A 24,179-nucleotide genomic window follows, 5' to 3' on the forward strand; every position below is an offset into this window, starting at 1 on the left:
TCAGTCTCCCACCAGCGGCAGCAGCGGCCGGGCCAGCCGTGCCTGCCAATAGGGATGGAACAGATTGGCGGATTCCATCAGGCCGTCGCCACGCGTCCCGGGACGGGAAAACAAGGTTTCCGCCGCGCTGCGGGCATGCATCGGGGCGCCCGCAGAATCCGGCAACGTCAGGCGCACGACGAATCCAGCCACGGCCTGCGAACCCGCCCCGGATGCCACGTCCAGATACCCGGCCAGCCCGCGCGAGGGCCATTGCTGGCGTTCCTGCATGGCATAGGAATTGGCAAGCGGGTTGGCCTGCCGACCCAGCAAGTCCCATTGCGTCGAGCCCTGCACCCAGCGCCAGAAATCCTGCTCGGAAAAGTCTGCCGGAGCATCCGCCGCGTGATCGGCGCCGATGGCCTGGCCCGGCTGTGCGGGCATCCAGGCCCAGCCCATGGCGTATTCTCGGTAATAACAACCGACCCAGCGGTTGGAACGCACGGCGTGGAAGGATTGCGTATCCCCCGACTGCCAGCGCCCCGAAGCGTCCAGTTCGGTGCCGCCCCGGCGGCGTAGTTCGTGCCTGAGCCACGGGCAGCGCGGGTCCACCGACCAGGCATTCTGCGCGGTGGCACTGCGCGGCCCCAGGAAGGCATACAGGCCGGCGAGATCCCGCACCAGCCGGAACAGGGCGGCATCGGGTGGATGCGGACGCAGCAGCGCCGGCCAGCCGTCGTCGAGGACCTGCGGCTGCAGGGCCTGGGGGGATCGTTCCGGATAATGCGCAGCCAACACCGCCTGGATCGCATCCAGGCGCGCCTGCGGCAGGCCCTGCGCCAGGGCTCGGGACAGATCCTGGGCATAATCGTGCACAAAGGATTCATGGGCGGCAAAGGCCTGCGCCAGAGTGCCGCCAGGCCGCGCCTGGAGATCCAGGCCGACGGCGCCCGCTGCCGCTAGATAGGCCTTGCCCTGCCGCGCCCCGAACAGCATGCCGATCAGATGAGCGGGCGGATTGCCCTGCGCCAGGCGCCGGGCCTGGGTGCCTCCGTAGTGCGCCCAGCTGCCCAGCGTCAACAGATGCGCCATGGCCAGTTGATGGGCCAACTGGGCGCGGTTCAGGTAGGACAGGAAATTCAGGGTGCGGGCCTGCACCAGGGCGCCGCTATAGGCGGCAGCATCCAGGCCGTGCACCATCCTGGCCTTGGCCGCGACCACCTGCCCAGTGGCGAAGTAACGCTGCCACGCCAGGCCCAGCACAGCAGCCAGCAGCATGCCCAGGACCAGCACCTGCCCGCGTTGAGAATGAAGACCGGCCATGGCTACTGGCCTGCGGCCGCATTGCCGGTAAAGGATTTCAGGGTCTTGGCAGCCGCCTGGGAGGCGGCGGATTCCGCCGCCGACTGGGCCATGCGGGACTGCTCGCTGCCGTCTTCACCCGCGATCTCGCGCGCCATGGCGGCCGTCTGCGAGCGGATGACCTGGCCAAACAGCTGGTAGACGGCAATCGCAGCCACGGCAACCAGGGCGACCACGATGACGTACTCGACCATGGCTTGCCCCCGCTGGCAGACGTGCATCGCACGGCGACAGCGGGGCCGCACGAACGGCCGCAGCCGGGAAACCGTCGAGCGGATCGCCAGTCCGGGATCGGCCGGACGGAGCAATCGAGGTAGAGGACAGCGAAGGCGGACAGGCATGGCGGACTCCGGCAGAACGAGACAGGAGCCCAGTGTGCCCCGCCCCGCCTGCCCCGCCTATTCGCACTTTCCGGCTGGGATAAAAACAGCCAAACGTCCTGAAACGGCTGGACGCCCGGCAGCCTTCGTGCTGTCCATATCAGGCGATGCGCACCTGCAAGGCCCCCAGGCCTTCGATCTCGCCGCGCAACTGGTCTCCGGCCACTACGGCGCCGACGCCGGCCGGAGTGCCGGTGAAGACCAGGTCGCCCGCCTTCAGCTCGAAAAGCGTGGACAGATACGCGATCGCTTCCGGTACGGACCAGATCATGTCCGACAGGTCGCCTGCCTGGCGCGGCTGCCCGTTGACGGACAGCGTGATGCGCCCGGAGATCATCGGTCCGGTGACGGCCACCGGATGCACGGGCCCCAGCACGGCGCCGTGGTCAAAGCCCTTGCCGGTATCCCAGGGACGGCCGGCCTTCTTGGCCTCGGCCTGCAGGTCGCGGCGCGTCATGTCCAGGCCGATGGCGTAGCCCCAGATGGCGCGCGCGGCCTGTTCTTCCGTCAGGTCGCGCCCACCGGCGCCCAGGGCCGCCACCAGTTCGACTTCGTGGTGCAAGTCATGCGTGGCCGAGGGATACGGCAGCACTCCTTCGGTGCCATCGGCGACATTCAAAGCCGCATCTGCCGGCTTGCCGAAGAAAAACGGCGGCTCGCGGCCGGTGTCCCCCATCTCGCGGGCATGGTCCGCATAGTTGCGGCCGACGCAATAGATGCGGCGCACCGGAAAACGTGCTGAACCGCCCTGCACTGCCAGGGACACGGGGTCAGGGCGGGGAATGACTGTCTCTTCCATGGGAACTGCTCCAGAAAAATGTGCCCCCCACGCTGCGCCTGCGGCTTGCTGCCCCCCCAGGGGGCGCTTTTGCCTTGGGGCGGCCCGGCGGCACAGAAAAATGCCCCCACGCTGCGCCTGCGGCTTGCTGCCCCCCTAGGGGGCGCTTTTGCCTTGGGGCGGCCCGGCGGCAAAAAACCCGGACCGGGTCCGGGCACGATGTCCTGCGGCCTGGATTCAGGCCTTGCCTTCGTAGCGGGCGGCCGAAGCGCGGATTTCCTGCTTGGCGGCATCCAGGCCCGACCAGCCCTGGACCTTGACCCACTTGCCCTTTTCCAGGTCTTTGTAGTGCTCGAAGAAGTGCTGGATGCGCTGCAGTTCTTCTGCCGGCAGATCGGCCGTCGATTCGACGTGGCGGTACGGGGGGTAGAGCTTGTCCACCGGGCGGGCCAGAAGCTTGGCGTCCTTGCCGGCTTCGTCTTCCATGTTCATCACGCCCAGCGCGCGGCAGCGGATCACCGCACCCACCTGCACCGGGAACGGAGCGATCACCAGCACGTCCACAGGATCGCCGTCTTCCGACAGGGTCTGCGGGATGTAGCCATAGTTGCAGGGGTAGTGCATGGCCGTCAGCATGAAGCGGTCGACGAAGACCGCGCCGCTGGCCTTGTCGACCTCGTATTTGACGGGATCCGCATTCATCGGGATCTCGATCACGACATTGAATTCTTCGGGCAGCTTGTCGCCAGCCGGCACACGATCTAGGCTCATGAAGTTCCTTGGTTGTCAGTCTGTAAAACGAAAATCAGGGTTCGCGGTTTCTGTCCGAGGTCAGCGACATGTCCACCCCGGGGATCGGCGCCGTGTCGAAATAATCGTCTTCCGTGGAGGACGATGCAGGGCGCGCTGCGGGCGGTGGCGCAACAGGGGTGGGGACAGCTTCCAGGGCCTCGTCTGCAGCATCTTGCAGATAGGCAGCACTGGCGGCCACCGGCGCGTCGGGAGACAGCATCGCCGCTGCGGCCGGCACGCCCTGCAGGAACTGCGGGTCGCCTCGGGTATCGGCCGCCGGCAGCGGGCGCTGGATCTGAGGCAGCTCGGCATCGGCTGCCTCGCAGGCCTGGCGCCAATGCCTCAGGGCCTGATCGGGACGGCCCAGGGCATCATGCAGATTGCCCAGCAAGGCGTGGATGTGGATGTCGGCCCGCAGCGCCAGGCTGCGTTCCAGGTAATGCGCCCCCTGCCCCCAGAGCTGGGCCGCCAGGCACAACTGGCCCAATGCCGCCAGCAAGCCGGCATGGTCGGGGTGGGATCTGAGCCATAGTTCCGCATGCCCCAGGCGCTGGCGAGCCTGTTCCGCATCGCACAGCGCGTAAGCCCGCAGCAGTTTTTCGTCGAGCTGACGGTTCAGGGCGGCTTCGAGGATGCGGGCCGCATCATCGGGGCGACCCAGACGCGTCTGGGCCCGGGCGCCGGCCAGCGCCACCACGGGGGTCAAGCGCTCGTCGGCAGTCAGGTCGCCCCACAGTGCGTTCCAGCCGGCGACATCGACGGCATCCAGGCGCTGGGCGGCTGATTCGCAGATGAATAGCCGTGCCTGGGCCTCGTCGATGGCACTGCGCCGCAGCAGCAGTCGCGTCAGGGCATAGACGCGATCCGCATGACCCAGCTGGCGATGTGCGCGCAGCAGCAGCCGAGTGGCATGCAAGAAGCGGGACGAGGCATCCTGCAGAGGTTCCAGCAGATCCAGGGCTTCTTGGGCGCGATTCTGATCCAACAGCATTTCTGCCGTCACGGTATCGACCGCCTGCCGCAGGCGGCTGTCCTGGCCAGCGCCTTCCTGGGCCAGCCGCAGCGTCTGGTCGCGACGCCCATACTCGCCCAGCAGGTGCAGGGCCCGGGCGGCGCTGAGTCCGGCCAGGACCTTGCGGTCGGCCGAACGGGTGCGTGCCAGCAGGCTGGACAAGTCTTTTTCCGCCTGCACGTAGCGACCTTCCAGCACATTGATCCAGCCGCGCTCCAGCAGTTCGACATCACGGCGCTGTGCGCGCCGACCGCGCCAAGCCCGCAGACGATCGGGGCTGTTGCCCATCCAGCGCAGCAGACGCAGCAGCCAATGCAAGACCACGAACGCTACCAGCGCCAGCACGACTGCCAGTGGCAGTGACAATTCCAGCCGCCACGGCTGCGCCACAATGATGACGTTGCCGCCATGATCATGCACCGTCAGGGCCAGCCCCACGGCGGCAGCCAGCAGAATCAGGGTCCAGATCCAGGATCGCATCATGCCCCCCTGTCAGACGGCGCCTGCGCCTGCGGGCGCGGCGGCAGGCGTCTGAACGGCGGGATCGGACGGGTTCTGGGCGGGAGCATCTGGCGCATCGTCCGAATCGTCAGGGGTGGCGTCATCCTGGGCAGCCTCTGCATCGCGCGCGGCGGCGATGGCCGCCAGGCTGTTGTCCAGCGCGGGCATCGCGATTTCGATGGGCATGTCATGCAGTGCGCGCGCCAGCTTCAGGGCCTGACGAGAAGATTCCGCCCGCATGTCGTAGCGTTGGTCGATCGCCTGAGCGACGCGATCCAGTTCGGTCTTCCAGATGCGTGACTGATGCATCATGAGTGCCAGCTGCGCAGTGACCGCGCGTTGCTTCAGGCCCTCGCGGAATCGTTGCGCCTGGTCGGGAGACATCAGCAAGGCGGCCGAATCGCCCACCCGCCGAATGTCGAGCAGGCCACGCAGGTCTTGCGTGACCTGGGCTGCGGCATCCCGTGTCCAGTGCCAACCGTCCTGCAGCACGCCCTGCCACCCCGTCGAAGACGCTGCGGCATCGGACTCGCTGCCTGCTGCCGCCCCGGCCGGTGCGGCAGCAGGTGCCGCAGCATCGTGGCTGGTCGCCGCGACGACATCGGGGACCAGCAAGGGTGCGCTGCCGATCAGGCCCGACAGCTGGTCCAGCTGCGCCGACAAGGCGGGCAGATTGATGGTGGCCACGGCCCTCAGGCGATCAAGATCGCCGTTGATGGATTGCTGCAAAGCCGCCAGATTGGGGCGGTTGGCCCGCGCGAGCTGGGCCTGGGCGGCTTCCAGGGAGATGATGGCATTGGCGACGTTGCCGCCCAGCGACAACTGCTGCTGGGCAATGGTGACCAGATGGTCGATGTCGTTGAGCAGCAGCAGGTCGGACCCACTGTCGGTCATGAGCTGCAAGGCCTGGTCCAGTTCCTGCACCTGATTGCTGGTGGATTCCAGCGTGCTGCGCAGGCTGTCGACCTGGGCTGCCTGTTCGCGAGCCATCGACAAGGCCTGGGCCGCCTGGCTGCGGGCATCCTGGATCAACTGGGAATTTTCGCTGTGCTGGCGCTGGAAGTCGGCCTTCAGGACACGGTACTGGCGATTCTGTTCGTAGAGCGCCGCGCCCAGCACCAGGGCCAGCAGAATCAACACCACCAGCAGCAGACGTCCGAAGCCGCTGGACTGGCGGGGCGAGGCCTGCGCGCTGGCCAAGGCCGAAGCCGGCGAAACGGGATCAGAGGAAGAAGACGGCATGCTGTGATCGGATTCGCTCATGACTGCGTTCAGGTCCTTCGGGGAAGCTGTCGGGATGCTGCCACTATAGCCTGAAACAAGGCAGCCCCATCGGGACTGCTGAGCGTGACGTGCAACACCCCATCCGGCCGGTCAGCGTACCGGTATTGTAAACGGCGCGCGATGCGTTCGTGCAGCGTGACGGCGTGCAGGACCGGCGGCCAGTCCAGCCGGCGGGCCTCCAGACTGGACTCGATGGCCGACAGGGCCTCCAGGCTGGTCAGCAACAGCACCAGCGGTTCTGGGCTTGCCAGGCGCGCGCAGGCCACCGCATTCCAGACGCAGGGGTCACGCCGGTACAGGGCGTGGATATCGACCTGCCACCCCAATTGACGCAATTGATCCGCCAGCCAGTCCCGGCCGTGCTCTGCCCGGAGAATGCGGACTCGTCCCACCGGCAGCGCCTGGGCCTGGATGGTTGCCAGCAGGGATTCCGAATCGGGCGGCAGGCCATCGGCAGGCGCCAGGATCCGGGCCGGCGGCACGTGCGCCTGCAATGCCTGGGCAGTCGCCGCGCCCACGGCCCCGGCCCAGGCGCCGGGCGGCCAGGGCACAGGCTGGGCCGAGAAATAGGCGTCCACGGCCTGGCGGCTGACGAAAATGAACAGATCCCCGGGGCAGGCAGGCGGGCGTGGCGTATCCAGCCACTCGACGGCCAGCGCGGGGGCCACCATCACAGTCAGTCCGGTGTCGCGCAGCGCTTGCGCGAGTGCTTCGTTGCGTCCTTGCGGACGTGTCAGCAGCACCTGCGCGGCGGACGGCCGATCATCCATGAGATCAGGCGGACAGGCGGGTCAGGATATCGCTGGCGCCCTGGCCGAACAGTTCCTGCGCCACAGCGGCGCCCAGGGATTCTGCCTGGGCAGCATCGCCGCGCGCCTGCGCCCGCAGCACCCGGCTGCCGTCCGGTTCGGCAACCAGCGCCCGCAGCCACAGGCCGTCGGGCTGCAGCACGGCATACGCGGCCAACGGCACCTGGCAAGATCCCCCCAAAGCACGGGACACAGCGCGTTCTGCCAGGGTGCAGGCAGTCGCATCGCGGCTGGCCAGCGGCTCCAGCCAGGTGCGCAGGTCGGCGCGATCCGCCAGGGTCTCGATGCCCAGGGCCCCCTGCCCGGCCGCCGGCAGGCTGAGATCCACCGGCAGCACGGCGCGGATCCGATCCCCCAGGCCCAGGCGCTGCAGGCCGGCTGCGGCCAGCACGATGGCGGCATAGTCGCCCCGGTCGAGTTTGGACAGCCGCGTGTCCAGATTGCCGCGCAAGGGCTTGACCACCAGTTCGGGGTAGCGGGCCCGCAATTGCGCCTCGCGGCGCAGGCTGGAGGTCCCTACGACGGCACCGGCCGGCAGGTCGTCCAGGCTGTCGGCAGTATTGGATACCAGCGCATCGCAAGGGTCGGCCCGATCCAGGATCGCAGCCAGGGTGAAGGGATCATGCAGGTCGACAGGCACGTCCTTCAGGGAATGCACGGCCAGGTCCGCGCGGCCATCCAGCAGCGCGGTTTCCAGTTCCTTGACGAACAGCCCCTTGCCGCCGACCTTGGACAAGGTGCGATCCAGGATCTGATCGCCGCGCGTGGTCATTTCCAGCAGTTCCACGCTGCAGGCCGGATACAGCCGGCGCAGGCGGTCTCGCACATGATGGGCCTGCCACAGGGCCAGGCGGCTGGCTCGGGTGGCAATCACGAGTTTTTCAGGGGATGAAGTCATTACAGCGTTATCCTGGAAAGCAGCAAACGGGCCAGCAGGCCGATGACGGCCAGCGCCAGCAGAACCTGAAGCAAAGAGGGGCGTTTCAATTTCATGGGCAAGCGATCCCTATTCCTGTGTCTGTGTCTGGGCCGTATGACGCCGCGACCACCACAGACCCACGGCCACCACCAGCGCCGCACCCGCGATCTCCGCGATCAGCCGGACCGGAACGTCTGTCTGGCCCAGCCAGGGGTCCAGGGCGATGTCCGTGACCAGCATGCCTCCGGCGATCCAGCCCAGCAGCCCCGCCCCGAACGTGACCAGCAAGGGGAAGCGATCAATGAGCTTCAGCACCAGGGTGCTGCCCCAGATGATGATGGGCACGCTGAGCAGCAGGCCGAAGGCCACGTACAGAATCTGATGATCCGCAATGGTGTTCTGGGCGGCGGCGGCGATGGCCACGACATTATCCAGGCTCATGATGAAATCCGCCACAATGATGGTGCGCACGGCGGACCAGACGGAGGTCGCCCCGGTCACCGAGTCATGGGCATCGCCATCGGGCTGCATCAGCTTGATGCCGATCCACAGCAGCAGGACGGCGCCTACGATCTTCAGGTACGGCACGGCCAGCAAGGCCAGGGCAAACGCGATCAGGGTGACCCGCAGCACGATGGCCCCGGCCGTCCCCCACAGGATGCCCTGCAGTCGGCGCCGGCGTTCCAGTTTGCGGCACGCCAGGGCGATCACGACGGCATTGTCGCCCCCCAGCAGGATGTCGATCAGGACGATCTGCAGCACCGCCCCCCAATGCAGTTGCTCCAGCCAAGCCAGCAGCATGTCCGTGTCCTATTTTCCAAATCCATGAACGGGCTGCATCCCCCCCGATGGGGATGATATGCCCGTGAAAAAGGCCCGCCGGGCGGGCCTTTCCGATGCGAGGGCCGGGCATGCCCGGCGCCTCGTCAATACACAATCATTACAGCACGGTTTTGAGCAGCTTGCCCATTTCCGAAGGATTGCGCGTCGTGCGGATGCCGCAGGCTTCCATGATTTCCAGCTTGGCGTCGGCCGTGTCGGCGCCGCCCGAAATCAGGGCGCCGGCGTGGCCCATGCGCTTGCCCGCCGGGGCGGTGACGCCTGCGATGAAGCCGACCACGGGCTTTTTCATGTTGTCCTTGGCCCACTGAGCGGCATTGACCTCGTCGGGGCCGCCGATCTCGCCGATCATGATGACGGCATCCGTGTCCGGATCGTCATTGAACATCTGCAGCACGTCGATGTGCTTCAGCCCGTTGATCGGGTCGCCACCGATCCCCACGGCGCTGGACTGGCCAAGGCCGAGTTCCGTGACTTGGGCCACGGCTTCGTAGGTCAGCGTGCCGGAGCGGCTGACGATGCCGATGCGGCCCTTGCGGTGGATGTGACCCGGCATGATGCCGATCTTGATTTCGTCTGGCGTGATCAGGCCCGGGCAATTGGGGCCCAGCAGCAGGGTCTTGCGATTTTCGGCGCGCATGCGGTTGCGCACTTCCAGCATGTCACGCACGGGGATGCCTTCGGTGATGCAGATCGCCAGATCCAGGTCGGCTTCGACGGCTTCCCAGATGGCGGCCGCAGCGCCTGCGGGCGGCACGTAGATGACGGAGACGGTCGCGCCCGTGGCCGATTTGGCGTCCTTCACGGAAGCGTAGATGGGCACGCCTTCGAAGTCCTGGCCGGCCTTTTTCGGATGCACCCCGGCGACGAACGCCGCCTTGCCGTTGGCGTATTCACGGCACATGCGGGTATGGAACTGACCGGTCTTGCCGGTGATCCCCTGGGTGATGACCTTGGTGTCCTTGTTGATCAGAATCGACATGTTCTATTCCCTGTGGTGCTTATTTCGCGGCGGCGACGGCGGCGGTCGCGGCTTCGGCCATGGTATCGGCGCTGATGATGGGCAGGCCCGAGGCCGCCAGCATCTTCTTGCCCTGTTCTTCGTTGGTGCCCTTCATGCGCACCACCAGCGGCACGCTGAGGTTCACGGCCTTGCAGGCGGCGATGACGCCTTCGGCGATCACGTCGCAGCGCATGATGCCGCCGAAGATGTTGACCAGGATGGCCTTGACGCCCTTGTTCTTCAACATGATCTTGAAGGCTTCGGTGACCTTTTCCGCCGTGGCGCCGCCGCCCACGTCCAGGAAGTTGGCCGGCTCGCCGCCGAACAGCTTGATCGTGTCCATGGTGGCCATGGCCAGGCCTGCGCCGTTGACCAGGCAGCCGATATTGCCGTCGAGCTGGATGTAGGCCAGGTCGAACTTGCTGGCTTCGATCTCGGCGGGATCTTCCTCGTCGAGGTCGCGGTATTCGACGATCTCGGGGTGACGGAACAGCGCATTGGAGTCGAAGTTGAACTTCGCGTCCAGGGCGATGATGTTGCCCTTGCCATCGCGATTCAGGGGGTTGATTTCAACCAGCGACGCATCGGTTTCCATGTAGCAGGTATAGAGCTTCTGGCACACGTCGATGAACTGGGCCACGGAATCGGCCGGCATGCCCACGCCCTTGGCCAGCGTGTCGCCGTCAGCCTGGGTGAAACCCTTCAGGGGGTCGATCTGGATGGTGATGATTTTTTCGGGGGAAGAATGGGCGACTTCCTCGATGTCCATGCCGCCTTCGCTGGAAGCGATGAAGGCCACTTTCTGCGTGGCGCGGTCGGTCACGACGGACAGGTAGTATTCCTTCTGGATGTCGGCGCCGTCTTCGATGTACAGGCGGCGCACTTTCTGGCCTTCGGGGCCGGTCTGGTGCGTGACCAGCTGCATGCCCAGGATCTGGCCGGCCAGCGTCCTGACTTCGTCCAGCGACTTGGCGACCTTCACGCCGCCGCCCTTGCCGCGGCCGCCGGCGTGGATCTGCGCCTTGACGACCCAGACAGGACCCCCCAGTTTTTCGGCTGCCGCCACGGCCTCCTCGACCGAGAACGCGGGGATGCCGCGCGGGACAGTCACGCCAAACTTCTTCAGCAATTCCTTGCCTTGATATTCGTGAATTTTCATGAGTTACCTGTCTGTGAAGAAAAAAGAAAACCACCCGCGGGCCGCTTCGAGCCGCAGGCCTGGGCCAGGCCCGGAAGTCCAGGGATTCTCTGAACCGGTCGAGCGGAAAGCAGGCGCTGCGGATTTGGGCCGAATGCAAGGCGCGAACCGCAGCGATAGCAATTGCTATCGCGAGGATTTGCAACGTAGCAGGCGGCCCGAAGCAGCAGATGCATGCGACGCGCCGACCGGTGCAGAGAGTCCCTACCCTTCATGATGCGAATCCGGAGAAACATACCAGGGCGCGTAGTGCTCTCGCACCACCGGTCCATCCACCCGAAGCGCGTGACAGCCGTCCAGCTGGAAGGGGCGCTGGCCGTCTGGATTCTCCCGTCGCCGGCCCGCCATGGTCTGGACGGCCGCCGTGGGCAGAACGTTGGTAAGTTCGGTGACGTGCGTGCAGCCGGCCGTGCGGCCAAAGCGCTCCCGCACGTGCTTGCGAAACTGCTTGAGCAGATTCAGGCCGATCAGGTGTCGGTAGTCGGGAGCGATGGCGCTGCAGAATTCGCCATAAGGCGCCGCATCGTAGGCGACCTGCGCATCCGTGATGGTGAACTGGTCATCGATGGTGACGCGCAGGTGCATGTGATGGACCGGGGCGCCCGCCTCGTGGGTGCGCCCGCCCTGCACGGGAAAGTCGTAGGCCTTGGTGTCGACGAGTTCGGCATCCAGATCCCACAGGCCGTCTTCCCGCGCATAGGACTGCACGCGAATGGATCGCGTATGCAAGGGTTGACGGGGACTCGCCGGGGCGGACAAGGGCATGGGGATACAAAAGGCTAAGACAAGCCAGAATCTGTTTAACCTTTCGATTATACCGTGCATCAGTATTTGCTTATGGGCCCCGCCCCAGAGGCCACCACAGGGGTCCCGGACATGCGCCCCACCCCGAACGCGGCGCACATCCGGTCCATCGCAACGCGCGGCGATCAGGCCGCCCGGCGCAGCGTCCTGGCCGCATGCACCATGGATTCCAACGCGGCGCGGGTTTCCGGCCAGGCGCGGGTCTTCAGGCCGCAGTCCGGGTTGACCCACAGCCGTTCGGCCGGCAGGCGCTGGGCGGCCTTGCGCATCAGGTCCACCATCCAGGATTCCTCGGGCACATTGGGCGAATGGATGTCGTACACCCCCGGGCCGATGTCGTTGGGATAGGAGAAATCCTCGAACGCGCCCAGCAGTTCCATGTTCGAGCGCGAGGTCTCGATGGTGATCACGTCCGCATCCATCGCGGCGATCGCCTGGATGATGTCGTTGAATTCGGAATAGCACATGTGGGTGTGGATCTGCGTGTCGTCGCGCACCCCGCTGGTGGACAGGCGAAAACTGTCCACGGCCCAGTTCAGATAGGCAGTCCAGTCGCCCCGACGCAGCGGCAGGCCCTCGCGGAAAGCCGGCTCGTCAATCTGGATCACGGTGATTCCGGCCTTTTCCAGGTCCAGAACCTCGTCGCGCAAGGCCAGGGCGATCTGCCGGCAGGTCTGTTCGCGCGGCTGGTCATCGCGCACGAAGGACCACTGCAGGATCGTCACCGGCCCGGTCAGCATGCCCTTGACCGGCTTGTCAGTCAGGGATTGCGCATAGGACGACCAGGCGACCGTCATTGGCGCCAGACGGGCCACGTCGCCATAGATCAGCGGCGGCTTGACGCAGCGCGAGCCGTAGCTCTGCACCCAGCCATACGCGGTGAAGGCAAAGCCGGCCAGCAGTTCGCCGAAATATTCCACCATGTCGTTGCGTTCAGGTTCGCCGTGCACCAGCACGTCCAGGCCGATCTCTTCCTGGAAGCGGACAACGCGCTCGATCTCTGCGCGGATGGCTTTTTCGTAGGCGGCATCGCCCAGGGTGCCTGCGCGCCAGTCGCGACGCAGGGCCCGGATATCAGGGGTCTGGGGGAAGGAGCCGATGGTCGTCGTCGGGAAGGCCGGCAGCCCCAGGCGCTGCTGCTGGCTGCGAATACGCTGCGCAAACGGTGTGCGCCTGCGGCTGATGGCGGCGCACGCCGCCAGCCGGGCAGCCACGTCCTGCCGGTGGATGCGGCCTGACGCGGCGCGGCTGCGCACGGCCTGGCGAGCGGCCTCCAGAGCCTGCTGTTCCTGGGAGCCGGTCTTGCCGTCCACCAGGGCCTGCAACAGGTGCAGTTCATCCAGCTTCTGCACGGCAAAGGACAACCAGCTGCGCAGCTCCGCGTCCAGGCCGGTTTCCAGGGACAGATCGATGGGGGTATGCAATAAAGAGCATGATGGCGCGAGCCACAGGCGATCTTTCAACTGGGCAGCGGCCGCCTTGATCCGGGCATGGATCCCATCCAGATCGGCGCGCCAGACGTTGCGCCCGTCGATGACGCCCAGCGACAGCACCTGATCGCCCCGCAACCCCGACAGCACCGCATCCAGCTGGCCCGGTGCCCGGACCAGATCCACGTGCAGGCCCTGCACGGGCAAGGCGCATGCAATGTCCAGATTGTTGCCCAGGCCCCCGAAATACGTGGCCAGCAGGACCTTGGGCCCCTGCTTTGCCAGGCGGGCATAGACGTTCGCGAAAGCCTGTTGCCAGGCCAGGGGCAGATCCAGCACCAGGATCGGTTCGTCGATCTGCACCCAGTCCACCCCCTGGGCGGCCAGGCGCTGCAGTACCTGTTCATAGACCGGCAGCAGGCCTGCCAGCAAGGCCAGCTTGCCCTCATCCGACGCGCCCTGCACGAAGGCATCGCCCTTGCCCAGCCACAGCCAGGTCAGCGGTCCCGGAATCACGGGGCGAGCGCGATGGCCCAGCGCCTGCGCTTCGGCAACCTGCTCGAACAGGGATTCCCGTGCGATCCGGTAGGTCTGGCCCGGATGCAGTTCCGGCACGATGTAGTGGTAATTGGTATCGAACCATTTGGTCATTTCACAAGCGGCCGCCGGCGTGCCGGACGGCGCCCGGCCGCGCGCCATGCGAAACAGCGTGTCCAGCTCGACCGGCGCGCCGTCCGCCTGGCCGAAACGGGCCGGGACGGCCCCCAGCAATGTGGTCCATTCCAGGATCTGGTCGTACCAGGCGAAATCGCCGACTGGCACCCACTGCAGGCCGGCCTGGGCCTGCACCGCCCAGTGACGGACGCGCAATTCACGACCGGTTTCCAGAAGGCTGGCCTGATCGGCTTTGCCGGCCCAATAGGCTTCCTGAGCCCGTTTCAGTTCACGGGCGGCGCCGATGCGCGGAAAACCCAAAGCATGAATAACCGTCATGATCAATCCCTGATAACATTAAAAATATTCAATGAATGGTATTGTGCATGGGGAAGATCTAAATAAAAAATCAAATCCCGCACGCATAACATGAGGAAAATTCATGATAGAGGTCAGACACCTGGAAACCCTGCTGGCCATCCGGGACGGTGGCAGCCTGCAGGAGGCAGCCGAACGTCTGCATCTGACGCAGTCCGCCCTGTCACACCAGTTGCGCGACCTGGAGGTGCGCCTGAAGACCCCGCTGTTGAACCGGCGCACACGTCCTGCCCGGCTGACCACGGCGGGCCTGCGCCTGGTGGCCCTGGCCGAAGACGTGCTGCCGCGCATCCGGGCGACGGAACTGGAACTGCGCCGCCTTTCGGCCGGCCGGGCCGGGCGGCTGCACGTAGCCATCGACTGCCATTCATGCTTTCAATGGCTGATGCCCACCCTGGACGCCTTCCGCAAGGACTGGCCGGAGGTTTCCCTGGACCTGTCCGCCGCCTTTTCCTTCGCGCCCCTGCCGGCCCTGGGCCGGGGCGATCTGGACGTGGTGATCACGTCCGATCCGGAAACGCTGGATGGCGTTCGCTACACCCCGCTGTTCTCCTACGAACTGGTGCTGGCGGTTTCCAGCCAGGGGCCCCTGGGCTCGGCTCGTCGGATCGAGGCCGAAGACCTGCGCGACCAGGTCCTGATCACTTACCCGGTGGATCGCAGCCGGCTGGATGTCTTCACGGTGTTCCTGGACCCGGCCGGCATCGAGCCCGCAGGGATCCGCACGGCGGAACTGACCCCGATGATCGTGCAACTGGTGGCCAGCGGACGGGGCGTGGCGGCCCTGCCCAGCTGGGCGTTGGATGAATATCGCAATCTGCCCGGCCTGCACATCTGCCGACTGGACGACGGCATCTGGCGCACCCTGCAAGCAGGCATCCGCGCCGAAGACGCCGATACGGCCTATATGCAGGCGTTTCTGGAGCAGGCGCAGCGCACATGTTTCGAGACGCTGCCGGGCATCCGCCGCGCAGACTGAGCCGCCCGAACCGCCGCCCGCCCAGGCATCCGCACGCAGATGGGCGCCCCCGGATCAGTCCGAGACATCGTCGCTGGATTCCTGATCGCCCGGATCGTCGGCGCGGTCGCGGTCGGACAGCACGCGCCGGATCGCATCGCTGGAAAATCCGCGCCCCGCCAGAAAACGATACTGCCGGGCGTAGTCGCGGGCATCCCGGGGCGGTGCGGAAAATTTCCGCTGCCAGACGGCCAGGGCGCGTTCCGGTTCGGTTTCACGCAGGCTGTGCTGCAAGCCGTCCAGCTGATCGTCGGCGACCCCCTGCTGGCGCAGGGTGCCCAGGATGCGCTGCGCGCCCTGCCGGCCTGCCGTACGGTGGGCATAGGCCTGGGCATAGCGCTGATCGGACTGCCAGTGGCTGCGCTGCAGATCGTCCAGGACGGATTCGATTTCGGCCGGATCGTCGCTGTAGGCGGATAGTTTGCGCTGCAGTTCCAGGCGGGAATGTTCCCGCCTGGACAGGTAGGCGACGGCCCGCGCCTTCAGGCTGGGGCCGCGCCGTGACGCATCATTCGCCATCCGCAGGGGCGGTCGCCGCTACGGCGCCGCCGGCGGGCGCAGCCCGCAGCGCGACCCCCAGCTGTTCACGCACCCGATTTTCGATTTCGAAGGCCAGTTCGGGGCGTTCTTTGAGGTAGTCGCGGACGTTGTCCTTGCCCTGGCCGATGCGGTCGCCGTTATAGCTGTACCAGGCCCCGGCCTTGTCGACGATGCCCGCCTGCACGCCCAGGTCGATGATTTCGCCTTCGCGTGAAATGCCGGTGCCGTACATGATGTCGAATTCCACCTGTTTGAACGGAGGCGCGACCTTGTTTTTGACGACTTTCACGCGGGTCTCGTTGCCCACGACTTCGTCGCCTTTTTTGATGGAGCCGATGCGACGGATGTCCAGGCGCACGGAAGAATAGAATTTCAGCGCATTGCCGCCCGTGGTGGTTTCGGGATTGCCGAACATGACGCCGATTTTCATGCGGATCTGGTTGATGAAGATCACCATGCAATTGGCGCGTTTGATCGTGGCGGTCAATTTACGCAGGGCCTGGCTCATGAGACGGGCCTGCAGGCCCGGCAGGGAATCGCCCATGTCGCCTTCGATTTCGGCCTTTGGCACCAGGGCGGCGACCGAGTCGATGACGATCAGGTCGACCGAGCCGGAACGCACCAGCGCGTCGGTGATTTCCAGGGCCTGTTCACCAGTGTCCGGCTGGGAGATGAGCAGGTCTTCCAGGCTGACCCCCAGGCGGGCGGCGTACTGCACGTCGAGCGCGTGTTCGGCATCGACGAAGGCGCAGGTGCCACCGATTTTCTGCATTTCGGCGATGACCTGCAAAGTGAGCGTGGTCTTGCCGGAAGATTCCGGGCCGTAGACTTCGACCACCCGGCCGCGCGGCAGCCCGCCGACCCCCAGGGCGATGTCCAGCCCCAGCGAACCGGTGGACACGACCTGGATGTCGTGTTCGACCTGGTTGTCGCCGTAGCGCATGATCGAGCCTTTGCCGAATTGCTTTTCGATCTGCGACAGCGCGGCGGCCAGCGCTTTGGCGCGTTCGGGGTTGGCCTTGCCGGTGCGTTCGTCCATGGAGGGTTTCCTTTTGCTGAATGCTGAAGATGACATGAGGGAAATTATGGCATTAAATTGTACTGTATAAAAGCCCAGTTATGACAAATGCATCCAGGCGCCCGCCGTGCCGCCGCCTCTGCCCTCTGTCCCGCTGCATCGTTAACCCTAAATGACGCTCCGATACGGCCATGCGACAATCCAACGCATCCGGGCGACGAGCGATTCTTGCCGCCCCATCTCCGTTCCCCCTGGATGTCATTCCCGCCATGCGTATCCTGATTGCCGAGGACGACAGTATTCTCGCGGACGGGCTGTCCCGATCACTGCGCTACGACGGCTATGCCGTGGACGTGGTCCACGACGGGTCCAGCGCAGATTCCGCCCTGCAGCTGCAGACCTTCGACCTGCTGATCCTGGACCTGGGCCTGCCCCGAATGAGCGGCCTGTCGGTGCTGCGCAAATTGCGCCAGCGCGGCACGCCCCTGCCCGTCCTGATCCTGACCGCTGCCGATTCCGTCGAACAGCGCGTCGAAGGCCTGGACCTGGGCGCCGACGACTACATGTCGAAACCCTTTGCGCTCAGCGAACTCGAAGCCCGCGTGCGCGCCCTGATCCGCCGCCACGGCGGCGCGCGCGCATCCGTGCTGCATCACGGCCGCCTGGCCTTCGACCTGAATGGCCGGGTGGCCACCATCGACGACGCGCCAGTCGAACTGTCGGCCCGCGAGACCAGCCTGCTGGAAATCTTTCTGTCGCGCAGTGGCCGCATGATCAGCAAACACCAACTGGTCGACCTGCTGTGCGAATGGGGCGAAGAAGTCACCACCAACGCCATCGAAGTCTACATCCACCGGCTGCGCAAGAAAATCGAACCCGCCGACATCCGCATCCTCACGGTGCGCGGCCTGGGATACTGCCTGGAACCCGAGAACCGCAGCCAATCGGCCGACGCGGCCACCATCGGCTGACGCCCGCCCATGTTCGCGGATCCGCGTCCCGATCATGCGCGACCCCGCCGGCGGCGCCACGCCACGCTGCTGGGCCGTATCCTGCTGTGGATGATCGTGCCGCTGTTCGTGCTGTGGTCCATCGGCATCGTGATCACGTACTTCATTTCCCTGAACATCGCCAATTCGCCGTACGACCGCACCCTGTCCAGCCACCTGCGACTGCTGCGCCTCGAAGTCGAGCAGCAGCGCCTGGCCAACGGCGTCACCCTGTCCGACTCCGCCCGCACCGTGCTGGCGGGCGGCGGCGACGACACCCCCACCACCTGGCAGATCCTGGACGCCAACGGCCACCTGATCGCCGGCGACCCCAACATCCCCACTCCGGAAAACTGGACCTACGACATCGACCAGATCCGCTACCGCAACGCCACACTGGACCATCAATCGATCCGCATGGCCTACCTGTGGGGGGGGCGTGATCGCGACGGTGCCGGCTTCCTGACCGTTGTGGCCGAACCCGGCGAGGCCCGCGCCACCCTGCAGCAGGAAATCCTGACCGGCATGCTGACCCCGCAACTGATCATCCTGCCGCTGGCCGCCATGCTGGCCGGACTGGGCCTGACGCAGGGCCTGGAACCCCTGAGCCTGCTGCAGGAACACATACGGCGTCGCAAACCCAGCGACCTGTCCCCCATCCGCGACGACCTGGCTCCGGCCGAGATCGTGCCGCTGATCGCCGCCATGAACAACGTGCTGCTGCGCCTGTCGGCATCCATCGAATCCCAGCGGCGCTTTGTCGCCAATGCCGCCCACCAGCTGAAGACACCACTGGCCGGCATCCGCACGCAATGTGAAATCGCGCTACGCGAACAGGATCCCGCCCACATGCGCGACAGCCTGCAGCAACTGGTCACCGGATCCCAGCGCGCCACGCGCCTGGTCAATCAGCTGCTGCTGCTGGCGCGCGCCGAATCCCTGGACCCCAATCAATCCCGCACGACCGAACAACTGGATCTCAACGCCCTGGCGGCCGAAGGCACGGGCGAATGGGTGCAAGCTGCCCTGCAACGCAGCATCGACCTGGGATTCGAATCCCCCGACGAACCCCTGCCGGTGTTCGGCAACCGCATCATGATCCGCGAACTGCTGAACAACCTGATCGACAATGCCCTGTTGTATACGCCGGCGGGTGGCCAGGTCACGGTGCGGGCGCTGCCCGATGGCGACCTGGTCTGCCTGGAAGTCCAGGACACCGGCCCCGGCATCCCCCCCGAAGAACAATCCCAGGTCTTCGATCGCTTCTACCGGATCCTGGGCCACGAGGCCGAGGGCAGCGGCCTGGGCCTGGCCATCGTCCGCGAGGTCGCCGAACACCACCAGGCCACCATCGCTTTCCTGCCGCCTGGCAACCATCACGACCCGGTCAGCGCCGGCACGCGGCTGCGAGTCTCCTTCCCACGCGATCATGTCCCCAGGACCCGCACATGAACCGTCCATCCCTCATGACGTCCGATCCCATGGATGACTCCCGGCGGCCCATGACCCACGAAGAACGCCGGGTCATCCTGGCCTCGTCCATGGGAACCGTGTTCGAATGGTATGACTTCTACGTGTACGGTTCGCTGGCCGCCATCATCGCCCAGCACTTCTTTTCCGGCCTCAACCCCACGGCCGGCTTCATCTTCGCCCTGCTGACCTTTGCCGCCGGTTTCGCAGTGCGCCCCTTCGGCGCCCTGGTCTTTGGCCGCCTGGGCGACATGGTCGGGCGCAAATACGCCTTTGTCGTTTCCATCCTGATCATGGGCCTGTCCACCTTTCTGGTGGGGGTCCTGCCCTCGTCGGCCTCGATCGGCACCGCCGCCCCCATGATCCTGCTGTTGTTGCGCCTGCTGCAGGGGCTGGCCCTGGGCGGCGAATACGGCGGCGCGGCCGTCTACGTGGCCGAACACGCCCCCAACCACCGACGCGGATTTTTCACCAGCTGGATCCAGACCACGGCCACGACCGGCATGTTCCTGTCGCTGGTGGTGGTGCTGGGTACCCGGGCCACTCTGGGCCAGGAGGCCTTCGAATCCTGGGGCTGGCGCCTGCCCTTCCTGATTTCCGTGCTGCTGCTGGTGATTTCAGTCTGGATCCGCCTGCGCCTGCACGAATCCCCAGCCTTCACGCGGATGAAATCCGAAGGCCTGATTTCCCGCGCGCCGATCAAGGAAGCCTTTGGCCGCTGGAGCAACCTGCGCCTGATCCTGCTGGCCCTGATCGGGCTGACGGCCGGTCAGGCCGTCGTCTGGTACACCAGCCAGTTCTATGCCCTGTACTTCCTGACGGAAACCCTGGGGGTCGAGGCCAACATCGCCAACATCCTGGTCGCCCTGGCGCTGCTGCTGGCCTGCCCCTTTTTCCTGGTCTTTGGCGCGCTGTCCGACCGGATCGGCCGCAAGCCCATCATCATGGCCGGCTGCCTGATCGCCTGTCTCAGCTATTTCCCGGTCTTCAAGGGCCTGACGCATTACGCCAACCCCGCGCTGGAGCGCGCCCAGCGCCAGGCTCCCGTCTACGTCGTGGCCGACCCCGGCAACTGTTCGCTGCAGTTCAACCCGGTGGGCATCGCCTCGTTCACCAGTTCCTGCGATCTGCTGAAGGCCTTCATGGCCAGCCACTCGGTGCATTACATCAACCAGGCCGCTGCGGCCGGCACCGTGGCCTACGCGCTGATCGGCGACCAGCGCGTCGATTCCTTCGAGGGCACGGTGCTGCCGCGCGCGGAATTCGCGCAGCGCGGCGCCACCCTGCAGCAGACCCTGCGCCAGGCGGTGCGCAGCCATGGCTACCCCGCCCACGCAGACCCCTCGCAGATCAACTACGCCATGGTGCTCCTGCTGCTGTTCTTCCTGGTGCTGCAGGTCACCATGGTCTACGGGCCCATCGCCGCCATGCTGGTGGAAATGTTCCCCACGCGCATCCGCTACACGTCCATGAGCGTGCCCTATCACATCGGCAACGGCTGGTTCGGAGGCTTCGTGCCGCCAGTGGCCTTTGCCACGGTGGCGACCACCGGCAATATGTACGACGGCCTGTGGTATCCCATCGTCATCTGCGCCATGACGCTGGTGGTCGGTACGCTTTTCATCCGGGAAACCCGGCACAACGACCTGGATGCGGTGTAATTCAGAGTGTCGTCAGGGATCATCCTTTAGAATCTTTACGTGCATCAATGTTGGGTTCCGGTCCCTTGTTCCCCCTTGCGTCCCGGGCCCGTTCAGACGTGATGCTCCGTCGTCCCTGCACCCCCCGCGAGCCTTTTTTGTGCGCGGACGACTGCTTCTCATGGCCCGGTCCAAACACCGGGCCATTTTTTTGCCGCTGGGACGCCCCAAGGCAAGAAACGCCCCCCTGGAGAGGCAGCAAGCAGGCTCCAGCCTGCGCAGCGTGGGGGCCCTCATTCAGGGCAAGGGCATCGCGTACAATCAAGGCCCTCTTTTCACCGCCGCCCGCCGGCCACTGCGCACACGACCATGTGGTTCAAGAATCTCAAGCTCTATCGTCTCTCTCCCAATGCATCCCTGAGCGCCGCCGACCTGGAAGCCGCCCTGGAACCGCTGGCCTTCCAGCCTGGCAGCAGCCAGGACAGCCAGGTGTCGGGCTGGCTGCCACCCCGGGATGACAGCGGCCTGGCCTATGCCCAGCACGGCCAGATCCTGCTGCGCCTGCAGACCGAAAAGAAACTGCTGCCCAGCACCGTGGTCAACCAGGCCAGCCGCGCCCGCGCCCTGCAGATCGAGGAGCAGCAGGGCTACAAGCCCGGGCGCAAGCAGATGAAGGAAATCAAGGAACAGATGACGATGGAACTGCTGCCGCGCGCCTTCGTCATCGGCCACGACACCCGCGTCTGGATCGACACGATCAACCACTGGGTGGCCATCGACGCCGCCGCGACTGCTCGCAGCGACGAGGTCCTGGGCCTGCTGGCGAAAACGCTGACGCCCTTTCCCATCGTGCCCCTGCACGTGGAAATGTCGCCTGCCGCCGCCATGACCCTATGGCTGACGGAAGACGAAGCCCCGGCCGGATTCACCATCGACCAGGACACCGAACTACGGTCCACGGGCGAATCGCGCGCCACCGTGCGCTACGTGCGCCAGACCGTCGACACCGAGGAAGTGCGCCGCCACATCCAGGCCGGCAAACAGTGCACGCGCCTGGCCATGACCTGGAACGACCGCGTGTCCTTCGTGCTGACCGACAATCTGGACATCAAACGCGTCGCCCCGCTGGACGTGCTGAAGGAACACCAGGACGCCCAGGCCGCCAACGAGGCCGAACAGTTCGAGGCCGACTTCGCCCTGATGTCGGGTGAGCTGGCCCGCATGCTGGACGACCTGGTGGCCGCGCTGGGGGGAATGCGCCCGGACACGAAATAAGGCCCCGACGCCGCGCCCGGGGTTTGCTGTCCCCCCCGCAGCGAGCCCGTCAATACATCCCGTGGAACACGCTGTCGTCCGGACCGATGTGGGACGGCGGCGCCCAGGTGACGTCGCGCAGTGAATGCTGCACCAGGCCTTCCACGCCCAGCAAGACGGCAAAGATCGCCATGCGCACCGGGATGCCATTGTCGGTCTGGCGGAAGATCGCCAAGCGCGGATCGTGGTTCAGGTCGGTGCTCAGGTCGTTGGCGCCTTCGCGGCTGTCGCGCGGCAGCGGGTGCATGACGATCACGTCCGGCCCGCAGCAGGCATCGACGATGGCGCGGTTGACCTGAAAATCCGCCGTGTAGCCTTCCAGGCTTTCCCCGCTGAAGCGTTCCTTTTGCACCCGCGTGGCATAGACCACGTCCGCGCCCTTGAGGCCGGCGGCCAGGTCGTGGGTCTGCTCGACCACATGGCCGTTCTTGTTGACGGTATCCAGCAGGTAGTCGGGCATCTCCAGCCCCGGCGGCGACACCAGGGTGAACTTCAGCCCCCGGTACAGGGCCAGCAGCTTGATCAGGGAATGCACCGTACGGCCGTACTTCAGGTCGCCCGCCATGACGATGTGGGCGCCGTCCAGCAGTTTGCCCAGGCGGGAGAATTCCGTCAGGATGGTGTACAGATCCAGCAGCGCCTGGCTGGGGTGTTCGCCCGCGCCGTCACCGCCGTTGACCACCGGAATGTTGGTGGCGGCGGCGAATTCCGCCACCGAGCCCTTTTCCGGATGACGGATCACCATGGCATCCACGTAGCCGCTCATGACGCGGCTGGTGTCGTAGATGGACTCGCCCTTGGCCATGGATGAAAATGTGAAGCCGGTCGTGTCGCAGACCGAACCGCCCAGCCGGCAGAACGCCGCGCCGAAACTGACCCGGGTACGAGTGCTGGCCTCGAAGAACAGATTGCCCAGCACGGCGCCTTCCAGCACCCGCGTGACCTTTTGGCGCCGGGCGATGGGCTGCATCAGGTCCGCCACGCGGCACAGTTCCTCCACGGATTCCCGCGTGAACTGGTCCACGGACAGCAGCTGGTGTTTGTTGTCGATGGCGATGCGATCACGCAGCGAGCCGGACTGCGCGCTTTGCGCATATTTTTCCATCAGCGCGCCGTTTTCCACGATCTCGGTCACGAAGCGCGACACGACTTCCGGCATGGCACGGGATTCCTGCGATCCTTCCGGCAGCAGCCAGGTATCCAGGGCCCGGCGCTTGACGCCGATGCGGGCCGCAAACACGTCGCGGGTCAGGTTCATGCGGCGCATGGCGTCGCGCAGGAAAACTTGCTGAGAAACGGCCACGATCGGCTCCTGTATACGCAATGCGTAGATTTTCGCCGAATCCACAATATCAAGGCAAGCGAAAATTCATCTCGCCACGAGCGAAAGATGAAAAAGCAACACGGCCCGATGATCAGCCGGCCTCCACCGGCCCTGCTGCCGCTACGGGACTCCGGCCACCGAACGGGCGGCCACGTCCGCGTTGTGGGCAGAGCCCACGCCAAAAGCCAATTTCTGTTCGCGGATGGGCGAGGCATAGGCCGGCGCCGCCAGCATCATCTGCCCCACGACCAGGGCCAGGCGCATCCCGGGATTGGCCGCCGTTGCGTCCCGCAGCTTGGTCAGACCACTGTCCTTCAGAACCAGGACCAGGATACCGCCGCCATTCTGGTCCGTGGCCGACTGGATGCCCATCAGATCGTCGCGGCCGATGATGGCGTCCGTGCGCACATACAACAGCCCCGACGGTTTCAGCGGCACCGGCGTCCAGCCGGGATGCGATCGGGTGTCGGCCAGGAATACCCGCAGGTCGCTGGCCTCGCGGCTGGGATTCACCGTGCGCACCGGATCGGCATGTGCGGGCTTGGCCGTGCCCAGATTTCCTGCCGCCGTCGTGGAAGCGCCCTGAGCGCCCGTGCGGGCACCCGGCATCGTCTGGCAGGCCGACAGCGCGAATGCCAGCAGCACCGGCAACCCCAGCCGCAGGGGGTGCCAAGGCAGACGGCGTGTGCTTTCCGGTGTAGTCATGATTGGGTTCTCCTAGCTTCCAGGCCCCGATGATGACA

22 protein-coding genes are annotated in these 24,179 nt (G+C 65.7%); 5 read left to right on the top strand and 17 right to left on the bottom strand.

Annotation, left to right across the window (positions count from 1 at the left end):
- The 13 genes from VDP74_RS11295 to metE all read right to left on the bottom strand — a co-directional run bounded on the left by VDP74_RS11295 (position 1) and on the right by metE (position 14,084).
- Positions 1 to 1,302, bottom strand: a complete 1,302-nt coding sequence (locus VDP74_RS11295) for a hypothetical protein (protein ID WP_322999735.1) — start codon at positions 1,300 to 1,302, stop codon at positions 1 to 3.
- Between the two features lie 2 nt (positions 1,303 to 1,304).
- Entirely contained in the window at positions 1,305 to 1,562 is a 258-nt protein-coding gene (locus VDP74_RS11300) for a hypothetical protein (RefSeq protein WP_322999736.1), read from the bottom strand.
- A gap of 259 nt (positions 1,563 to 1,821) precedes the next feature.
- The gene (locus VDP74_RS11305; protein WP_322999737.1) at positions 1,822 to 2,520 is read right to left on the bottom strand and encodes a fumarylacetoacetate hydrolase family protein; all 699 of its coding nucleotides are present in this window, start codon (positions 2,518 to 2,520) and stop codon (positions 1,822 to 1,824) included.
- Between the two features lie 216 nt (positions 2,521 to 2,736).
- Entirely contained in the window at positions 2,737 to 3,270 is a 534-nt protein-coding gene (ppa, locus tag VDP74_RS11310) for an inorganic diphosphatase (protein WP_322999738.1), read from the bottom strand.
- Positions 3,271 to 3,304: 34 nt separating this feature from the next.
- Complete coding sequence (locus VDP74_RS11315; protein WP_322999739.1) at positions 3,305 to 4,786, bottom strand: heme biosynthesis HemY N-terminal domain-containing protein; 1,482 nt, start codon at positions 4,784 to 4,786, stop codon at positions 3,305 to 3,307.
- Positions 4,787 to 4,795: 9 nt separating this feature from the next.
- A complete protein-coding gene (locus tag VDP74_RS11320) occupies positions 4,796 to 6,067 on the bottom strand; it encodes a uroporphyrinogen-III C-methyltransferase (protein ID WP_322999740.1) in 1,272 nt (423 codons plus the stop codon).
- Positions 6,068 to 6,075: 8 nt separating this feature from the next.
- Entirely contained in the window at positions 6,076 to 6,858 is a 783-nt protein-coding gene (locus VDP74_RS11325) for a uroporphyrinogen-III synthase (protein ID WP_322999741.1), read from the bottom strand.
- A gap of 4 nt (positions 6,859 to 6,862) precedes the next feature.
- Positions 6,863 to 7,795 carry a hydroxymethylbilane synthase gene (gene hemC / locus VDP74_RS11330; protein ID WP_322999742.1) on the bottom strand — a complete coding sequence of 311 codons (933 nt, stop codon included), beginning with the start codon at positions 7,793 to 7,795 and terminating at the stop codon, positions 6,863 to 6,865.
- A gap of 108 nt (positions 7,796 to 7,903) precedes the next feature.
- Positions 7,904 to 8,614 carry a TerC family protein gene (locus VDP74_RS11335; RefSeq protein ID WP_322999766.1) on the bottom strand — a complete coding sequence of 237 codons (711 nt, stop codon included), beginning with the start codon at positions 8,612 to 8,614 and terminating at the stop codon, positions 7,904 to 7,906.
- A 142-nt stretch (positions 8,615 to 8,756) separates the two neighbouring features.
- A complete protein-coding gene (sucD, locus tag VDP74_RS11340; RefSeq protein WP_322999743.1) occupies positions 8,757 to 9,638 on the bottom strand; it encodes a succinate--CoA ligase subunit alpha in 882 nt (293 codons plus the stop codon).
- Positions 9,639 to 9,657: 19 nt separating this feature from the next.
- Complete coding sequence (sucC, locus tag VDP74_RS11345; RefSeq protein WP_322999744.1) at positions 9,658 to 10,818, bottom strand: ADP-forming succinate--CoA ligase subunit beta; 1,161 nt, start codon at positions 10,816 to 10,818, stop codon at positions 9,658 to 9,660.
- A 243-nt stretch (positions 10,819 to 11,061) separates the two neighbouring features.
- The gene (locus tag VDP74_RS11350; RefSeq protein WP_322999745.1) at positions 11,062 to 11,622 is read right to left on the bottom strand and encodes a DUF2889 domain-containing protein; all 561 of its coding nucleotides are present in this window, start codon (positions 11,620 to 11,622) and stop codon (positions 11,062 to 11,064) included.
- A gap of 164 nt (positions 11,623 to 11,786) precedes the next feature.
- Positions 11,787 to 14,084 (bottom strand): 5-methyltetrahydropteroyltriglutamate--homocysteine S-methyltransferase, encoded by a 2,298-nt coding sequence (gene metE / locus VDP74_RS11355; RefSeq protein WP_322999746.1) that lies wholly within the window; start codon positions 14,082 to 14,084, stop codon positions 11,787 to 11,789.
- Between the two features lie 103 nt (positions 14,085 to 14,187).
- On the opposite strand from metE, the gene VDP74_RS11360 reads away from it, so the two are divergent.
- A complete protein-coding gene (locus VDP74_RS11360) occupies positions 14,188 to 15,102 on the top strand; it encodes a LysR family transcriptional regulator (RefSeq protein WP_322999747.1) in 915 nt (304 codons plus the stop codon).
- Between the two features lie 54 nt (positions 15,103 to 15,156).
- Here VDP74_RS11360 and recX read toward each other — a convergent pair whose 3' ends face one another.
- Together recX and recA are read right to left on the bottom strand one after the other, a co-directional pair.
- Complete coding sequence (gene recX / locus VDP74_RS11365) at positions 15,157 to 15,660, bottom strand: recombination regulator RecX (protein WP_322999748.1); 504 nt, start codon at positions 15,658 to 15,660, stop codon at positions 15,157 to 15,159.
- Positions 15,650 to 16,720 (bottom strand): recombinase RecA, encoded by a 1,071-nt coding sequence (gene recA, locus VDP74_RS11370; RefSeq protein WP_322999749.1) that lies wholly within the window; start codon positions 16,718 to 16,720, stop codon positions 15,650 to 15,652. The genes recX and recA overlap by 11 nt, the downstream gene beginning before the upstream one ends.
- 248 nt (positions 16,721 to 16,968) lie before the next feature.
- Between recA and VDP74_RS11375 the strand changes: the two genes are divergently transcribed.
- The 4 genes from VDP74_RS11375 to VDP74_RS11390 all read left to right on the top strand — a co-directional run bounded on the left by VDP74_RS11375 (position 16,969) and on the right by VDP74_RS11390 (position 22,073).
- Positions 16,969 to 17,670, top strand: a complete 702-nt coding sequence (locus VDP74_RS11375; protein WP_322999750.1) for a response regulator transcription factor — start codon at positions 16,969 to 16,971, stop codon at positions 17,668 to 17,670.
- Positions 17,671 to 17,679: 9 nt separating this feature from the next.
- Entirely contained in the window at positions 17,680 to 19,140 is a 1,461-nt protein-coding gene (locus tag VDP74_RS11380; RefSeq protein WP_322999751.1) for a sensor histidine kinase, read from the top strand.
- 50 nt (positions 19,141 to 19,190) lie between these two features.
- Positions 19,191 to 20,819, top strand: a complete 1,629-nt coding sequence (locus VDP74_RS11385) for an MFS transporter (protein ID WP_322999767.1) — start codon at positions 19,191 to 19,193, stop codon at positions 20,817 to 20,819.
- A gap of 348 nt (positions 20,820 to 21,167) precedes the next feature.
- Positions 21,168 to 22,073 carry a recombination-associated protein RdgC gene (locus VDP74_RS11390; protein WP_322999752.1) on the top strand — a complete coding sequence of 302 codons (906 nt, stop codon included), beginning with the start codon at positions 21,168 to 21,170 and terminating at the stop codon, positions 22,071 to 22,073.
- Positions 22,074 to 22,122: 49 nt separating this feature from the next.
- Here the strand turns inward: VDP74_RS11390 and VDP74_RS11395 are convergent, their stop codons facing one another.
- Complete coding sequence (locus VDP74_RS11395; protein WP_322999753.1) at positions 22,123 to 23,415, bottom strand: aspartate carbamoyltransferase; 1,293 nt, start codon at positions 23,413 to 23,415, stop codon at positions 22,123 to 22,125.
- A 141-nt stretch (positions 23,416 to 23,556) separates the two neighbouring features.
- Complete coding sequence (locus VDP74_RS11400) at positions 23,557 to 24,141, bottom strand: hypothetical protein (protein WP_322999754.1); 585 nt, start codon at positions 24,139 to 24,141, stop codon at positions 23,557 to 23,559.
- Positions 24,142 to 24,179: the final 38 nt, after the last annotated feature.

Origin of the sequence: Castellaniella sp. (assembly GCF_034674885.1) — a bacterium.
Lineage (GTDB): Bacteria > Pseudomonadota > Gammaproteobacteria > Burkholderiales > Burkholderiaceae_B > Castellaniella.

Coding starts and splice junctions, on each gene's coding strand:
- VDP74_RS11400 (WP_322999754.1), bottom strand. CDS start 24,141: ATGACTACACCGGAAAGCACACGCCGTCTGCCTTGGCACCCCCTGCGG.
- metE (WP_322999746.1), bottom strand. CDS start 14,084: ATGACGGTTATTCATGCTTTGGGTTTTCCGCGCATCGGCGCCGCCCGT.
- sucD (WP_322999743.1), bottom strand. CDS start 9,638: ATGTCGATTCTGATCAACAAGGACACCAAGGTCATCACCCAGGGGATC.
- recX (WP_322999748.1), bottom strand. CDS start 15,660: ATGGCGAATGATGCGTCACGGCGCGGCCCCAGCCTGAAGGCGCGGGCC.
- VDP74_RS11295 (WP_322999735.1), bottom strand. CDS start 1,302: ATGGCCGGTCTTCATTCTCAACGCGGGCAGGTGCTGGTCCTGGGCATG.
- VDP74_RS11385 (WP_322999767.1), top strand. CDS start 19,191: ATGACCCACGAAGAACGCCGGGTCATCCTGGCCTCGTCCATGGGAACC.
- ppa (WP_322999738.1), bottom strand. CDS start 3,270: ATGAGCCTAGATCGTGTGCCGGCTGGCGACAAGCTGCCCGAAGAATTC.
- VDP74_RS11375 (WP_322999750.1), top strand. CDS start 16,969: ATGCGTATCCTGATTGCCGAGGACGACAGTATTCTCGCGGACGGGCTG.
- sucC (WP_322999744.1), bottom strand. CDS start 10,818: ATGAAAATTCACGAATATCAAGGCAAGGAATTGCTGAAGAAGTTTGGC.
- hemC (WP_322999742.1), bottom strand. CDS start 7,795: ATGACTTCATCCCCTGAAAAACTCGTGATTGCCACCCGAGCCAGCCGC.
- VDP74_RS11320 (WP_322999740.1), bottom strand. CDS start 6,067: ATGAGCGAATCCGATCACAGCATGCCGTCTTCTTCCTCTGATCCCGTT.
- VDP74_RS11360 (WP_322999747.1), top strand. CDS start 14,188: ATGATAGAGGTCAGACACCTGGAAACCCTGCTGGCCATCCGGGACGGT.
- VDP74_RS11380 (WP_322999751.1), top strand. CDS start 17,680: ATGTTCGCGGATCCGCGTCCCGATCATGCGCGACCCCGCCGGCGGCGC.
- VDP74_RS11315 (WP_322999739.1), bottom strand. CDS start 4,786: ATGATGCGATCCTGGATCTGGACCCTGATTCTGCTGGCTGCCGCCGTG.
- VDP74_RS11390 (WP_322999752.1), top strand. CDS start 21,168: ATGTGGTTCAAGAATCTCAAGCTCTATCGTCTCTCTCCCAATGCATCC.
- recA (WP_322999749.1), bottom strand. CDS start 16,720: ATGGACGAACGCACCGGCAAGGCCAACCCCGAACGCGCCAAAGCGCTG.
- VDP74_RS11325 (WP_322999741.1), bottom strand. CDS start 6,858: ATGGATGATCGGCCGTCCGCCGCGCAGGTGCTGCTGACACGTCCGCAA.
- VDP74_RS11350 (WP_322999745.1), bottom strand. CDS start 11,622: ATGCCCTTGTCCGCCCCGGCGAGTCCCCGTCAACCCTTGCATACGCGA.
- VDP74_RS11305 (WP_322999737.1), bottom strand. CDS start 2,520: ATGGAAGAGACAGTCATTCCCCGCCCTGACCCCGTGTCCCTGGCAGTG.
- VDP74_RS11300 (WP_322999736.1), bottom strand. CDS start 1,562: ATGCACGTCTGCCAGCGGGGGCAAGCCATGGTCGAGTACGTCATCGTG.